This is a genomic window from Pseudomonas sp. PL-6 (assembly GCF_054110165.1).
The window spans coordinates 4,822,612-4,836,775 of record NZ_CM134189.1 but is presented as its reverse complement, the minus strand read 5'-3'; the positions used below and the strand labels follow the sequence as shown (position 1 = coordinate 4,836,775).

Here is a 14,164-nt window from a genome sequence, read left to right as displayed (position 1 = left end):
CCGGGCGTATCAGGCTGTAAGCGACCGCCCCCTTGAGATGCAAGCGACCCATGTTTGGTTCCAATGACGACAAGAAGTCGCCGGCCGCGGCCGGCGCGCAGACCCCGCCTGTGACCGAAGAAAAGAAATCCCTGTTCGGCTGGCTGCGCAAGAAGCCGGCCGACTCCGCGGCGCCCGCCGCCGAGGCGCCCTCGAGCGCGCCGGACGCGGTACCGGCGCCGAGCATCGAGTCGCTCGCCATCGAACCACAGGCCCCCGCCCAGCCGGCGGCCGAGCCCGCGCCCGCGCCGCTGCCGGTCGCCGAAGCGGCGCCGCAAGCGCCGGCCGAACCGGTGCCTGTCGAAACTGCGCCCAGCCTGCCTGCGCAGCCCACCGCCATCGACGAAGCGGCGGCCGGCGCAGCCCCTGCGCCGCGCGCCGACGACAAGCCCGGCTTCCTCTCGCGTCTGCTCGGCGGCGACAACGCCCCCGTGCCGCCGGCTGCCGAGGTGCCCGTCGCCCCTGAGCTCGTGGCCGCGCCCGTCGTTCCGCCCAGCGAGACGGCGGTCGCCGCGCCGCTGCCGGCCACCCAGGACAAACCCAGCTTCTTCGCCCGCCTCAAGCAGGGCCTGAGCAAGACCAGCGCCAGCCTCGGCGAGGGCATGGCCAGCCTGTTCCTCGGCAAGAAGGCCATCGACGACGAGCTGCTCGACGAGCTGGAAACCCGCCTGCTCACCGCCGACGTCGGCGTCGAGGCCACCACCGCGATCATCGGCAACCTGACCCGCCGCGTGGCGCGCAAGGAGCTGGCCGACAGCGGCGCGCTGTACAAGGCGCTGCAGGAGGAGCTGGTCGGCCTGCTCAAGCCGGTCGAACAGCCGCTGGTGATCGACGCCGCCAAGCAGCCCTACGTGATCCTCGTGGTCGGGGTGAACGGTGTGGGCAAGACCACCACCATCGGCAAGCTGGCCAAGAAGCTGCAGCTGGAAGGTAAGAAGGTCATGCTCGCTGCCGGCGACACCTTCCGCGCCGCCGCGGTGGAGCAGCTGCAGGTGTGGGGCGAGCGCAACCAGATCGCGGTGATCGCCCAGCACACCGGCGCCGACTCGGCCTCGGTGATCTTCGATGCGGTGCAGGCGGCCAAGTCGCGCGGCATCGACGTGCTGATCGCCGACACCGCCGGCCGCCTGCACACCAAGGACAACCTGATGGAAGAGCTGAAGAAGGTCCGTCGGGTCATCGGCAAGCTGGACGACACGGCACCGCACGAAGTGCTGCTGGTGCTCGACGCCGGCACCGGGCAGAACGCCATCAACCAGGCCAAGCAGTTCGACCAGACGGTGAGCCTCACCGGCCTGGCGCTGACCAAGCTGGACGGCACCGCCAAGGGCGGGGTGATCTTCGCCCTGGCCAAGCAGTTCGGCCTGCCGATCCGCTATATCGGCGTCGGCGAGGGCATCGACGACCTGCGGCCGTTCCAGGCGCAGGCCTTCGTCCAGGCACTTTTCGAGGAGCGCGAACAGGGATGATCCGATTCGAGCAGGTCGCCAAGCGTTATGCCAATGGCCATGTCGGGCTGCACGAGCTGAGTTTTCGCGTTCGCCCCGGCGAATTTCTCTTCGTCACCGGCCACTCCGGCGCCGGCAAGAGCACCTTGCTGCGCCTGCTGCTGGCGATGGAGCGGCCGACCAGCGGCAAGCTGATGCTGGCCGGGCATGACCTCTCCACCATCACCAATGCGCAGATTCCCTTCCTGCGTCGGCAGATCGGCGTGGTGTTCCAGAATCACCAGCTGCTGTTCGACCGCAGCGTGTACGACAACGTCGCCCTGCCGCTGCAGATCCTCGGCCTGGCCAAGCCGGAGATCGCCAAACGCGTCGGCGCCGCGCTGGAGCGGGTCAGCCTCAGCGACAAGGCCGCGCAGGCGCCCGGGGATCTGTCCACCGGCCAGCAGCAGCGCGTCGGCATCGCCCGCGCCATCGTCCACCGCCCGGCCCTGCTGCTGGCGGACGAGCCCACCGGCAACCTCGACCCGCGCCTGGCCGCGGAGATCATGGGGGTGTTCGAGGACATCAACCGGCTTGGCACCACCGTATTGATCGCCAGTCACGACCTGGCGCTGATCGCGCGCATGCGCCATCGCATGCTCACCCTGCAACGCGGTCGCCTGATCGGCGACGGGGAGGCTGCCTGATGAGCGCGTCGAAGATGCCGCCACCGCAGCCGGCCGAACGGGTCGGCGCGGCACCACGCAACAAGGTCAGCGACCAGCTGCCGGAAGACGGCCCGGATTTTCGCACCCTGCTGCATGCCTGGCTGGAAAGCCACCGCGCCAGCCTGGTCGACAGCCTGCGCCGGCTGGCCCGCCAGCCCATCGGCAGCTTCTTCACCTGCCTGGTGATGGCCGTGGCGCTGAGCCTGCCCATGGGCCTGGCGCTGCTGCTGGACAACGTCGAGAAGCTCGGCGGCTCCTGGCAGCGTGCGGCGCAGATTTCCCTGTTCCTCGAACTGGAGGCCGGCGAGCGCGAGGGCCAGGCCCTGCGCGAGCAGATCGCGGCGATGGACGACGTCGCCGAGGTCGAGTGGATCAGCCGCGAGCAGGCGCTGGAGGAGTTCCAGCAGCTGTCCGGGCTGGGCGAGGCGCTCAAGGAGCTGCCGCAGAACCCGCTGCCGGGAGTGATCCTGGTGACCCCGGTGGAGGTCGACAAGGCCAAGCTGGAGGCCCTGCGCCTGCGCTTGGCCGAGTTGCCGCGGGTGCAGCAGGCGCAGCTCGACCTGGTCTGGGTCGAGCGCCTGACGGCCATCCTCAAGCTCGGCGACCGTTTCGTCTTCGGCCTCAGCCTGCTGCTGATCCTCGCCCTGCTGTTGGTGATCGGCAACACCATCCGCTTGCATATCGAGAACCGCCGCGCCGAGATCGAGGTGATCAAGCTGGTCGGCGGCACCGACGGCTACGTGCGCCGGCCCTTCCTTTATATGGGCGCGCTGTACGGCTTTGGTGCCGGGGTGTTCGCCTGGCTGCTGCTGGCCTTCGGCCTGGATTGGCTGAACGACGCAGTGGTACGGTTGTCAGGTTTATATGGCAGCGATTTCGCTCTGGGCGGGGTGCCGTCGTCCGATGGTCTGTCCCTGCTGCTCGGCGCCGTGCTCTTGGGCTATATTGGCGCCTGGCTGGCCGTGGCGCGTCATCTCAACGAATTGGCGCCACGGTGATAAGTCATTGTTTTCATTGATATTGACTATCTGTAACGGAACTTATCCACAGGATCCGCGTCAGATGGCGCAGTGCTAAACTGCACGAGTTTCGTGAATCGGAGGATTCGAATGTCCACTTCCTTGCAACCTGTTCATGCTCTGGTTCCAGGCGCCAACCTGGAGGCTTACGTGCATGCGGTCAACAGCATCCCGCTGCTGACGCCGGAGCAGGAGCGCGAGCTGGCCGAGAGTCTCTACTACCAGCAGGATCTCGAGGCCGCCCGGCAGATGGTGCTGGCCCACCTGCGTTTCGTCGTACATATCGCCCGCAGCTACGCCGGCTACGGCCTGGCCCAGGCCGACCTGATCCAGGAAGGCAACGTCGGCCTGATGAAGGCGGTCAAGCGCTTCAACCCGGAAATGGGCGTGCGTCTGGTGTCCTTCGCCGTGCACTGGATCCGCGCCGAGATCCACGAGTTCATCCTGAAGAACTGGCGCATCGTCAAGGTCGCCACCACCAAGGCGCAGCGCAAGCTGTTCTTCAACCTGCGCAGCCAGAAGAAGCGCCTGGCCTGGCTGAACAACGACGAAGTCACCGCCGTGGCCAAGAGCCTGGGCGTCGAGCCGCACGAAGTGCGCGAGATGGAAAGCCGCCTGACCGGCCAGGACATGGCCTTCGACCCGGCCGCCGACGCCGACGACGACAGCGCCTTCCAGTCGCCCGCGCATTATCTGGAAGACCACCGCTACGACCCGGCTCGCCAGCTGGAGGACGCCGACTGGAGCGACAGCTCCAGCAGCAACCTGCATGAGGCCCTGGAAAGCCTCGACGAGCGCAGCCGCGACATCCTTTACCAGCGCTGGCTGGCCGAGGAGAAGGCGACCCTGCACGACCTGGCCGCCAAGTACAACGTCTCGGCCGAGCGTATCCGTCAGCTCGAGAAGAACGCCATGAACAAGCTCAAGGGCTCCATCGCCGCTTGAGTCATGTACGCGAATCAAGCCGCACCCGGGTGCGGCTTTTTTCTGTCCGGAGAAAATGCCTTTGAACAGACCGCCGTTGAAAGCGCAGCACTGGCTGCTGTTCGGCCTCGTCGCCGCGCTGTTCTTCGCCTGGGGCGCCTGGCTGATGCGCAGCGGCGAGGTGACGCCGGTGGCCGATCTGCCGCGGTGGCGCGACGCGCTGCTGCAGCCGTTGGCGGAAGAGCGCCTGGCGCTGCGCGAGGTGCAGGCGCTGGCGCCTGGCGAGCTCTGGCTGCAGCCGCGTCTGGATGGCGCGCGGGTGCTGCACCGGGCGGAGCTGGCGGGTGCCGAGGGCGGCTGGGCGCTGGAGGCCGAGCTGGCCCTGAGCGAGGCCCAGGGCAACAGCCTGCTGGCCGCCCAGGGCTTGCGCGCCGGCGATGCCGAGCAGTTGCTGGGCGCGGCGCTGGCCGAGCAGATGGCGGGGTTTGCCGTACGCGCGGTGAGTCTCGAACCGCCGGCCGCTCTGGCCGCCGAGCGCGTGGCGGCGACGCTGGGTCAGCCGCGGCTGAGTCTGGAACTGGCCGCGGGGCAGGCCTGGGTCTATCCACAATGGGGGCTGACGGTGCATCTGCAGGGCGATGAGGTCGAACTGCTGCATGCCGTGCCCAAGCGCGCGTTCGCGCCTCGCCCCTAGGCTGTCGCGCACCGATTAAAGCGGCGTCACCCGGCGCATGCTACAGCCATTTCGGCCACCAGCTGGGCCTGACCGGCTTGAGCTGGTTGAGGTAGTGCCCGCCGCCCAGTTGCGTCATCTGCTGGCGAATCCAGGCGGCGCGGCGGGCGACATAGCGATCCGGGCGGCCGGCGCTCCAGCGCAGCGGGTTGGGCAGCACCGCCGCCAGCTGGCTGGCCTGCTGGCGATCCAGATAGGGCGCGCCGACGCCGAAGTGATGCTGCGCGGCCGCCTCGGCGCCGAAGATGCCGTCGCCCCATTCGACGCTGTTGAGGTAGACCTCAAGGATGCGCTCCTTCGACCAGAGCAGCTCGATCAGCGCGGTGAACCAGGCCTCCAGGCCCTTGCGCAGCCAGCTGCGGCCGGACCAGAGGAACAGGTTCTTGGCCACCTGCTGGCTGAGGGTGCTGGCGCCGCGCAGCGAGCCGCCGCCCTGGTTGTGCGCCAGCGCGGCCTGGATGGCGCCGAGGTCGAAGCCCCAGTGTTCGGCGAATTTCTGGTCTTCGGCGGCGATCACCGCCATCTTCAGGTGATCCGGCAGCTCGTTCCAGGGCCGCCACTGGCGCTTGAGCTCCAGCGGTTGTTGCGTGCCCCAGGACGCGAGCTTGCGTTCGAGCATCAGCGCCGTGCCGGGCGGTGGCAGCCAGCGCAGGGCGAGCACCAGCAGCGCGCTGGCCAGCATCAGCCAGAGCACGAGTTTCAGCAGGCGGCGGTTCAGGGTGCGGAGCATCGGAGTCCGGGGTGAGCGAGAAAGGCGCTATTAAAACAAAAAAATGCCGGGAGCAATTTTTGACGTTGCCTGCGGCGGCCCGCAGGGTTGCGGCCAGGGATTGCAGGCAACAAGAACGACGCGATTCTCGCGGAGTCTTCAGCAGTTGAAGACCCGGCAGCGGTGGGTGCGACACTGACAATCCCTGGGCAGGTCGGTTCAACGGTTAAACTGCGTCGGTTTTCCACTGCGCCCTGGAGGGTATATGGCTCGTCTCTGGTTGTTGCTATCGGCCTTCGCCGGCTTTACCGGCGTCGCCCTCGGCGCCTTCGCCGCCCACGGCCTCAAGGCGCGCCTGAGTCCGGAGCATCTGGCGGTGTTCCAGACCGGCAGCCACTACCAGCTGATCCATGCCCTGGCCCTGTTCGGCGTCGGCCTGCTGGCGCTGCAGGCTCCGGGGCGCCTGGTCAACCTGGCCGGCAGCGCCTTCGCCCTGGGTATCCTGCTGTTCTCCGGCAGCCTCTATCTGCTGACCCTGAGCGGCATCGGCAAGCTGGGCATCGTCACCCCCTTCGGCGGTGTCGCCTTTCTGCTGGGCTGGCTGTGCCTGGGCCTGGCGGCCTGGAAATTGACCTGACTCGGGCGTCAGATTTGAGGACGAATGGCGCCTTTTAGCCTTGGTCGCGGCTGGCTATCGGGCTAGAATGCCGGCCCTCTTCCTAGTTGTGACCGAGCCGTCATGCGCATTCAGTTGAATGGTGAACCCTTCGAACTGCCCGACAACCAGAGCGTCGCGGACCTGCTGGCCCGTCTAGACCTGGCCGGGCGCCGCGTGGCGGTCGAGCTCAATCTGGACATAGTTCCACGCAGCCAGCACGACAGCACCGGGCTCGCCGAGGGCGACCAGGTGGAAGTGGTGCACGCCATCGGCGGCGGTTGATCCCCTTGAGGAGTTTCTCCATGAGCCAAGTTCGCAGCGACAAGCCCTTCACCCTGGCCGGCCGCACCTACCAGTCGCGTCTGCTGGTCGGCACCGGCAAGTACAAGGATATGGACGAGACCCGCGACGCCATCGCCGCCTCCGGCGCCGAGATCGTCACCGTGGCGGTACGCCGCACCAATATCGGCCAGAATCCGGGCGAGCCGAATCTGCTCGACGTGATCAGCCCCGACCAGTACACCATCCTGCCCAACACCGCCGGCTGCTACGACGCCGCCGACGCCGTGCGCACCTGCCGCCTGGCGCGCGAGCTGCTCGACGGCCACAAGCTGGTCAAGCTGGAAGTGCTGGCCGACCAGAAGACCCTGTTCCCCAACGTGATCGAGACCCTCAAGGCCGCCGAGATCCTGGTCAAGGACGGTTTCGACGTGATGGTCTACACCAGCGACGACCCGATCATCGCCCGTCAGCTGGCGGACATGGGCTGCGTCGCGGTGATGCCGCTGGCCGGCCTGATCGGCTCGGGCCTGGGCATCTGCAACCCCTACAACCTGCGCATCATCCTCGAAGAGGCCAAGGTGCCAGTGCTGGTCGACGCCGGCGTGGGCACCGCCTCCGACGCCACCATCGCCATGGAGCTGGGTTGCGAGGCGGTACTGATGAACAGCGCCATCGCCCATGCCGACAACCCCGTGCTCATGGCCCAGGCCATGAAGTACGCGGTGGAAGCCGGGCGCCTGGCCTATCTGGCCGGGCGCATGCCGAAGAAACTCTATGCCAGCGCTTCGTCGCCGCTGGATGGCCTGATCAAATAACGAGTTCCGCATGACTGACACGCAACAGCCCGAAACAACCGAAGACGGTCGCCGGCTCCGCACCATCAAGAGCTTCGTGATGCGCGCCGGGCGCATGACCGAGGGTCAGCAGCGCGGCCTGGACAAGGGCTGGCCGCTGTTCGGCCTGGAGCTGGAAGACGGCCTGCGCGATTTCGACGAGCTGTTCGGGCGCCGCGCGCCGCGCACCTTCGAGATCGGCTTCGGCATGGGCCATTCCACCCTGGAGATGGCCGCCGCCGCGCCGGAGCAGGACTTCATCGGCGTCGAGGTGCACAAGCCCGGCGTCGGCGCCCTGCTCAACGGGGTGATGGCGCAGAACCTGAGCAACGTCCGGGTGTACAGCTGCGATGCCCTGGAAGTGCTGCGCCAGTGCGTGGCCGATGCCAGCCTGGATCGCGTGCTGCTGTTCTTCCCCGATCCCTGGCACAAGGCCCGGCACCACAAGCGGCGCATCGTTCAGCCGGCCTTCGCCGAGCTGGTGCGCAGCAAGCTGAAGATCGGCGGCGTGCTGCACATGGCCACCGACTGGGAGAACTACGCCGAGCACATGCTCGAGGTGATGAACGCCGCGCCGGGCTACCGCAACCTGGCCACCGACGGCAGCTACGTGCCGCGCCCCGAGGAGCGCCCGGTAACCAAGTTCGAGCGCCGCGGCGAACGCCTCGGTCATGGCGTATGGGACCTCAAGTTCCAGCGCCAGGAGTGATCACCGCTGCACATCCCCACCGCTTCGCCAAAAATGGCAGGACGCCTAAGCAGATCGGGATAACCCGACGGCCAGGACGGCACCTCACCGCAGACACAACAAAACGATAAGCGTGGCCGCGGGCTGCGCGGATAACAGCGACGCCGCTGCCGCGGCGCCGTGAGGAGAGCATTGTGTTGAGATCGGTTTCCATTCTGCTGCTGAGCGCCCTGGCCCTGCAGGCCCAGGCCAAGGTCGATGCCAGCCAGGCCGCGCGCCTGGGCCAGGAGCTGACACCGCTGGGCGGCGAACGCGGCGGCAATGCCGCCGGCACCATTCCCGCCTGGAGCGGCGGCCTGGCTACGCCGCCGGCCAATTACCAGCCGGGCATGCACCACCCCGATCCCTATGCCGCCGACGCCGTGCAGTATCGGGTCGACGCCGGCAACCTGGCGCAGCATGAACAACAGCTGCCGCTGGGGCTCAAGGCCCTGCTGCAACAGAACCCCGGCTACTATCTGCGGGTGTTCCCCACCCGGCGCAGCGCCGCGGCGCCGCAGCGCATCTACGATGCCACCCGCTTCAACGCGCTCAACGCCGAGCTGATCTCCGGCGGCAACGGCGTGCAGGGCGCCGCCTCCGGCGTGCCCTTCCCGTTGCCGCAGAACGGCCAGGAAGCGATCTGGAACCACATCATGCGCTACCGTGGCGACCAGATCAGCATGGCCACCAACCAGGCCGCGGTGCTCAGCAACGGCAGCTACAACCTGCTCAAGCTCGAGCGCGACATCTATTTCCTCTACGGTCGCGACGGCGTCGCGCCGCAGGACCTGGACAACACCCTGTTCTACTACAAGTACAAGGTGGTGGCGCCGGCCAAGCTGGCCGGTTCGGCCCTGGTGGTGCAGGAGACCCTCGACCAGATTCTCGCCATCCGCAAGGCCTGGCGCTTCAACCGCGGCGAGCGCCGCGTGCGGCGCCTGCCGATGCTGGCCTACGACACCCTGCAGCCGGACACCAACGGCATGGCCACCGCCGACCAGGTCGACGCCTACAACGGCGCGCCGGATCGCTACGAGTGGCAGCTGCTGGGCAAGCGCGAGATGCTGGTGCCCTACAACAGCTACGCCGTGCACCAGAAGGGCATCGCCTACGGCGATATTCTCCAGGCCAAGCACGTCAATCCCGAGCTGCTGCGCTACGAGCTGCACCGCGTCTGGGTGGTCGAAGCGGACCTGCGCACCGGTTTCAGCCATCCCTACGCCAAGCGCCGCTTTTACCTGGACGAGGACAGCTGGCAGATCCTCGCCGTCGACCTGTACGACAGGCACGGCGAACTGATCGGCCTGCAGGAAGCTCACCCGATCAGCTACTACGAGGTGCCGATGTTCGGCTCGACCCTGGAGACCATCTACGACTTCAAGGGCAGCCGCTACTTCGCCGACGGTCTGGACAACAACGAGAAGATGTACGACTTCGACGCCAAGCTGACCCCGCGCGACTTCACCCCGCAGGCGCTGCGCCGCGAAGGCAACTGAGGCGCGCGGCCGCAGGCCGCATGTTCGAGCGAAACGCCGCGACGCCTTTACCGGGTCGCGGCGTTTTTTATGGCGGTGTTGGGCCTGGTTGGCGCCGTTACTCGGTATGCGCTGCGGCCGGCCTTAGTTGCGGTCGGCCAGTATGCCGATCACCACGAAGATCAGGATCAGCACCGGCGCCAGGGTGAAGTTGTTGAAATGCGCCAGGCCCTTGGCCAGCCAGGGGGTGAGGAAGACGATGGCCAGGCCGTAGCCGACCGCGCAGAACACCACAAACAGCAGGGTGCGCAGGACGAAGTTGAGGTTGCCGATGGTGCGCTGGACCCAGGCGTTGATGGTCGGGCCGAACAGCACCAGCAGGGTGGCCATGATGGCCAGGGAAATGTCGCCGAGGTGGCTGCGGCTCCAGCGCGAGAGGGTGACGATCAGGTCTAGTACGAGATCCATCCGGGGTCCTTACAGGCTGTTGAAAAACTACCTACGTTGCCATTGCTGCGTTAAAAACAGGCTCGGAATGCTCATTTACAGCCTGTAAACTCCGCTTCCTCGCCTGTTTTTGCCTTGCACTGGCTGCCTCGCCTACGTTTTTCAACGGCCTGTTAGCCATCCGGGCGGTCAGGGCAAGAAGTGTTGCAGCAAATCGTTGAGAAACAGCTGGCCCTCGGCGGTGGCGCACAGCCGCTCGGGCTCGGTGCGCAGCAGCTTGCGCGCCTGCGCTTCGGTGCGGGCGGCGTCCAGGCTGGCCAGGGGCAGACCGGTGCGCTCAGTGAACAGGCTCGCCGGCACGCCGTCGGTGAGGCGCAGCACGTTCATGAGAAATTCGAAGGGCAGCTCGTCGGCGCCGAGCAGACGCTCGCCGGCCTGGAAGGCTTTGGCCGCGTCCAGGTAGTCCTTGGGCAGGCGGGTCTTCCAGGTGCGCAGGATGCGCCCGTGCGGGTCGCTGAGCTTGGCGTGGGCGCCGGCACCGATGCCGAGGAAGTCGCCGAAGGTCCAGTAGTTGAGGTTGTGCCGCGCCTGCTTGCCGGGCTGGGCGTAGGCGGACACCTCGTACTGGGCGTAGCCCTCGGCAGCCAGCAGGGCCTGGCCGGCTTCCTGGATGTCCCACAGCAGGTCGTCCTCGGGCAGCACCGGCGGCTGGCTCCAGAACAGCGTGTTCGGCTCCATGGTCAGCTGGTACCAGGACAGGTGCGTCGGCGCCTGGGCGATGGCGGTGCGCAGGTCGAACAGGGCATCCTCGAGGCTCTGCTCGGGCAGGCCGTGCATCAGGTCGAGGTTGAAGTTGTCGAAGCCGGCGGCGCGCGCCATATCGGCGGCGCGGATCGCTTCACTGCCGTCGTGGATGCGCCCCAGCGCCTTGAGCTTGGCCTCCTGGAAACTCTGCACGCCGATCGACAGGCGATTGATGCCCAGCGCCCGGTAGCCCTTGAACTTGGCCTGCTCGAAGGTGCCGGGGTTGGCTTCCAGGGTGATCTCGATGTCGCCGGTGAACGCCACGCGGCGCTCGACGCCTTCCAGCAGGCGGCCCAGGGCGCGGTCGGAGAACAGGCTGGGGGTGCCGCCGCCGAAGAAGATCGAGCTCAGCGGCCGGCCATGCACCTGGCCCAGGTCGGCGTCGAGGTCGGCCAGCAGGGCGTCGACGTACTCCTCTTCCGGCAGCGTCGGCCCGGCCGCGTGGGAGTTGAAGTCGCAGTAGGGGCACTTCTTCACGCACCAGGGGATATGGATATAGAGCGCCAGAGGCGGCAGCTCGAAGCCCCGTTCCCCAGCGCCGGGGGAGTGGGGCGCAGGGTGCTGGCTCACGCCAGCCCCAGCCGCTGCTTGAGCAGGGCCATGGCGCGGGCGCGGTGGCTCAGGCGGTTCTTTTCCGCCGCCGGCAGTTCGGCGGCCGAGCGCTGGCAGTCCTCCACCCAGAACAGCGGGTCGTAGCCGAAACCTTGCTCGCCGCGCGCCTGATGCAGGATGCGGCCGTGCCACAGGCCCTCGCAGAGAATCGGCAGCGGGTCGTCGGCGTGCCGTACCAGGGCCAGGGCGCAGACGAACTGGGCGCCGCGCTCGGCGTCCGGCACATCTTTCAGGGCATCGAGCAGCTTGGCGTTGTTCGCCGCATCGCCCCGGCCGTCCGCGTAGCGCGCCGAGTAGATGCCGGGCGCGCCGCCGAGATGATCCACCGCCAGACCGGAATCGTCGGCCAGCGCCGGCAGGCCGGAGATGCGTGCGGCGTTGCGTGCCTTGAGGATGGCGTTCTCGACGAACGACAGGCCGGTTTCCTCCGGCTCGACGCTGGAGAATTCGCCGATCGAGCGCAGGCGCACGGCGTCGCCGAGCATGGCCTGCAGTTCCTTGAGTTTGCCGGCGTTGTGGCTGGCCAGCACCAGTTCGTTGAAGGCTGTCATTCGTCGGGGAACATTTCCTGGTTGAAGCTGAAACTGTGCGGGTTGCCGCCCTGCTGCACCTCGAGGGTGAAGCTCAGCACCTCGCGGCTGGAGAAGGGGAACTGCGCCAGGTAGTAGATGGCGCCGCTTTCCGTGACCTGCTTGAAGGTCAGGGGCGTGATCTGCCCGAGGAGGTTCTTCACCTGGCCGCCGACCTGCGCGGTGCTGGCCTTGCCGGCCTTGAGCACGGCGACGTTGACCACCCCCTGGGTCTTGCTGCGGGTCAGGCCGGCGGCCGCGGCGATGTCCGGCTGCAGGAAGCTGGAGTTGAACACGCTGTAGTGCACGTCGAGATCGCCGAAGCTCTGCTTGCGTTCGGCGACGGCCGGCAGGGCCAGGCACAGGGCGATCAGGAAGGGGATGATGCGACGCATGATGGTTCTCCTCGGGCAGGCGATGGCTCAGTTCGCACCGCTGATGCGATAGATGCCGATCTCACCCAATAGATTAGGCCAGACTCGACTGGCCCAACCGTGGCGGTGATCGCGATCCACCGCCAGGCGCTCCTCGACCCGCGCGCCCTGGGCGTGGCACAGGCGCTCGAAGTCCTCGAAGGTGCAGAAGTGGATGTTCGGCGTGTTGTACCAGGTGTAGGGCAAGAAATCCGACACCGGCATGCGGCCCTTGGTGGTCAGGTACCAGCGGCAGCGCCAGTGGCCGAAGTTGGGGAAGGTGATGATGCAGGTCTTGCCGACCCGCAGCATCTCCGCCAGCACCTTGTCCGGGTAGTGCAGCGCCTGCAGCGACTGGGTCATGACCACCACGTCGAAGCTGTCGCTGGCGAAGTTGCCCAGGCCCTCGTCGAGGTTCTGCTCGATCACGTTGACCCCGCGCTCGATGCAGGTGGCGATCTTCTCCGCGTCGATCTCCAGGCCGTAGCCGGCCACCTGCTTGTGCTCGCGCAGCCAGGCCAGCAGCTCGCCGTCGCCGCAGCCCAGGTCGAGCACGCGGCTGCCCGGGGCGATCCATTCCTGGATGATGTCCAGATCCGCTCGCATGCTCATACCTCGATCCGCTTCATGTAGCTGCCGAACGCCTGCAGGTAGCGCGGGATCGGCATGAGGAAGGCGTCGTGGCCCTGCGGCGCGTCGATCTCCAGGTAGCAGACGTTCTTCTTCGCCGCCAATAGCGCATCGACTATCTCCCGCGAGCGGGCCGGGGAGAAACGCCAGTCGGTAGTGAAGGACATCACGCAGAAATCCGCCTGGGCCGCGGCCAGGGTCTTGGCCAGGTCGCCGTCATGGGCGGCGGCCGGGTCGAAGTAGTCCAGCGCCTTGGTCATCAGCAGGTAGGTGTTGGCGTCGAAGCGCCCGGAAAACTCCTCGCCCTGGTAGCGCAGGTAGCTCTCGACCTGGAACTCGACGCTGTGGAAGTCGTAGTTGAGCTTCTCGCTCTTCAGGCCGCGGCCGAATTTCTCGCCCATGGCGTCGTCGGACAGGTAGGTGATATGGCCGACCATGCGCGCCAGCATCAGGCCGCGCTTGGGGATCACGCCGCGCTCCTGGAAATGCCCGCCGTGGAACTCCGGATCGGTGAGGATGGCCTGGCGCGCGACTTCGTTGAAGGCGATGTTCTGCGCCGACAGCTTGGGCGCCGAGGCGATCGCCAGGCAGTGGCGCACGCGCTCGGGGTAGCTGATGCTCCACTGCAGGGCCTGCATGCCGCCGAGGCTGCCGCCGATCACCGCGGCCCACTGCGCGATGCCCAGGCGGTCGGCCAGGCGCGCCTGGCTGTGCACCCAGTCCTCCACGGTCATCACCGGGAAGTCGGCGCCGTAGGGCTTGCCGGTGGCCGGGTTGGCGCTGCTCGGGCCGGTCGAGCCGTTGCAGCCGCCGAGGTTGTTGAGGCTGACGACGAAGAACTTGCGCGTGTCGATCGGCTTGCCGGGACCGATGCAGCTGTCCCACCAGCCGGGCTTGCGGTCGTCCGGGCTGTGGTAGCCGGCGGCATGATGATGGCCGGACAGGGCGTGGCAGATCAGCACCGCGTTGCTGCGTGCGGCATTCAGTTCGCCGTAGGTTTCGACGACCAGTTCGTACTCGGCCAGGCTGCGTCCGCAGGCCAGCGCCAGCGGCTCGCTGAAGCGCTGCACCTGGGGGCTGACCAGGCCTACGGAATCTTCGGGAAAGGCAGTGGGCATTGAGGCGCTGCTAT

At 67.3% G+C, this 14,164-nt stretch carries 17 protein-coding genes; 10 read left to right on the top strand and 7 right to left on the bottom strand.

What is annotated here, in order from left to right:
• Window positions 1-50: 50 nt before the first annotated feature.
• From ftsY to ACW9UL_RS21170, 5 genes are all read left to right on the top strand, one after another.
• A complete protein-coding gene (gene ftsY, locus ACW9UL_RS21190; RefSeq protein ID WP_457788194.1) occupies window positions 51-1,508 on the top strand; it encodes a signal recognition particle-docking protein FtsY in 1,458 nt (485 codons plus the stop codon).
• Window positions 1,505-2,173 (top strand): cell division ATP-binding protein FtsE, encoded by a 669-nt coding sequence (ftsE, locus tag ACW9UL_RS21185; RefSeq protein WP_397486958.1) that lies wholly within the window; start codon window positions 1,505-1,507, stop codon window positions 2,171-2,173. Before ftsY ends, ftsE begins: the two co-directional genes overlap by 4 nt.
• Entirely contained in the window at window positions 2,173-3,192 is a 1,020-nt protein-coding gene (gene ftsX, locus ACW9UL_RS21180; protein ID WP_457788193.1) for a permease-like cell division protein FtsX, read from the top strand. Before ftsE ends, ftsX begins: the two co-directional genes overlap by 1 nt.
• A 111-nt stretch (window positions 3,193-3,303) precedes the next feature.
• A complete protein-coding gene (gene rpoH, locus ACW9UL_RS21175; RefSeq protein WP_031303194.1) occupies window positions 3,304-4,158 on the top strand; it encodes an RNA polymerase sigma factor RpoH in 855 nt (284 codons plus the stop codon).
• Window positions 4,159-4,219: 61 nt separating this feature from the next.
• The gene (locus tag ACW9UL_RS21170; RefSeq protein WP_457788192.1) at window positions 4,220-4,831 is read left to right on the top strand and encodes a hypothetical protein; all 612 of its coding nucleotides are present in this window, start codon (window positions 4,220-4,222) and stop codon (window positions 4,829-4,831) included.
• Window positions 4,832-4,871: 40 nt separating this feature from the next.
• On the opposite strand, the gene mtgA is transcribed toward ACW9UL_RS21170, so the two are convergent.
• On the bottom strand, window positions 4,872-5,600 hold the full coding sequence (gene mtgA, locus ACW9UL_RS21165) for a monofunctional biosynthetic peptidoglycan transglycosylase (protein WP_457788191.1): 729 nt from the start codon (window positions 5,598-5,600) through the stop codon (window positions 4,872-4,874).
• A gap of 244 nt (window positions 5,601-5,844) precedes the next feature.
• On the opposite strand from mtgA, the gene ACW9UL_RS21160 reads away from it, so the two are divergent.
• From ACW9UL_RS21160 to ACW9UL_RS21140, 5 genes are all read left to right on the top strand, one after another.
• A complete protein-coding gene (locus ACW9UL_RS21160; RefSeq protein ID WP_457788190.1) occupies window positions 5,845-6,216 on the top strand; it encodes a DUF423 domain-containing protein in 372 nt (123 codons plus the stop codon).
• Between the two features lie 102 nt (window positions 6,217-6,318).
• Window positions 6,319-6,519, top strand: coding sequence for a sulfur carrier protein ThiS (thiS, locus tag ACW9UL_RS21155; RefSeq protein ID WP_457788189.1), 201 nt, complete (start codon window positions 6,319-6,321; stop codon window positions 6,517-6,519).
• A 20-nt stretch (window positions 6,520-6,539) separates the two neighbouring features.
• Window positions 6,540-7,334: a thiazole synthase gene (locus ACW9UL_RS21150; RefSeq protein ID WP_122109636.1), complete on the top strand. Its 795-nt coding sequence runs from the start codon at window positions 6,540-6,542 to the stop codon at window positions 7,332-7,334.
• Between the two features lie 10 nt (window positions 7,335-7,344).
• Entirely contained in the window at window positions 7,345-8,061 is a 717-nt protein-coding gene (trmB, locus tag ACW9UL_RS21145) for a tRNA (guanosine(46)-N7)-methyltransferase TrmB (RefSeq protein ID WP_021442004.1), read from the top strand.
• A gap of 173 nt (window positions 8,062-8,234) precedes the next feature.
• Complete coding sequence (locus ACW9UL_RS21140) at window positions 8,235-9,578, top strand: DUF1329 domain-containing protein (RefSeq protein WP_457788188.1); 1,344 nt, start codon at window positions 8,235-8,237, stop codon at window positions 9,576-9,578.
• Window positions 9,579-9,701: 123 nt separating this feature from the next.
• Here ACW9UL_RS21140 and ACW9UL_RS21135 read toward each other — a convergent pair whose 3' ends face one another.
• From ACW9UL_RS21135 to metX, 6 genes are all read right to left on the bottom strand, one after another.
• Entirely contained in the window at window positions 9,702-10,025 is a 324-nt protein-coding gene (locus tag ACW9UL_RS21135) for a DUF3392 domain-containing protein (protein ID WP_457788187.1), read from the bottom strand.
• Window positions 10,026-10,193: 168 nt separating this feature from the next.
• Window positions 10,194-11,378: a radical SAM family heme chaperone HemW gene (gene hemW, locus ACW9UL_RS21130; protein WP_457788186.1), complete on the bottom strand. Its 1,185-nt coding sequence runs from the start codon at window positions 11,376-11,378 to the stop codon at window positions 10,194-10,196.
• The gene (rdgB, locus tag ACW9UL_RS21125; protein ID WP_457788185.1) at window positions 11,375-11,971 is read right to left on the bottom strand and encodes an RdgB/HAM1 family non-canonical purine NTP pyrophosphatase; all 597 of its coding nucleotides are present in this window, start codon (window positions 11,969-11,971) and stop codon (window positions 11,375-11,377) included. Before rdgB ends, hemW begins: the two co-directional genes overlap by 4 nt.
• Complete coding sequence (locus tag ACW9UL_RS21120; RefSeq protein WP_021442009.1) at window positions 11,968-12,384, bottom strand: DUF4426 domain-containing protein; 417 nt, start codon at window positions 12,382-12,384, stop codon at window positions 11,968-11,970. Before ACW9UL_RS21120 ends, rdgB begins: the two co-directional genes overlap by 4 nt.
• Window positions 12,385-12,411: 27 nt before the next feature.
• Window positions 12,412-13,008 carry a methionine biosynthesis protein MetW gene (gene metW, locus ACW9UL_RS21115; protein WP_122109633.1) on the bottom strand — a complete coding sequence of 199 codons (597 nt, stop codon included), beginning with the start codon at window positions 13,006-13,008 and terminating at the stop codon, window positions 12,412-12,414.
• 2 nt (window positions 13,009-13,010) lie between these two features.
• Complete coding sequence (metX, locus tag ACW9UL_RS21110) at window positions 13,011-14,150, bottom strand: homoserine O-succinyltransferase MetX (protein WP_457788184.1); 1,140 nt, start codon at window positions 14,148-14,150, stop codon at window positions 13,011-13,013.
• Window positions 14,151-14,164: the final 14 nt, after the last annotated feature.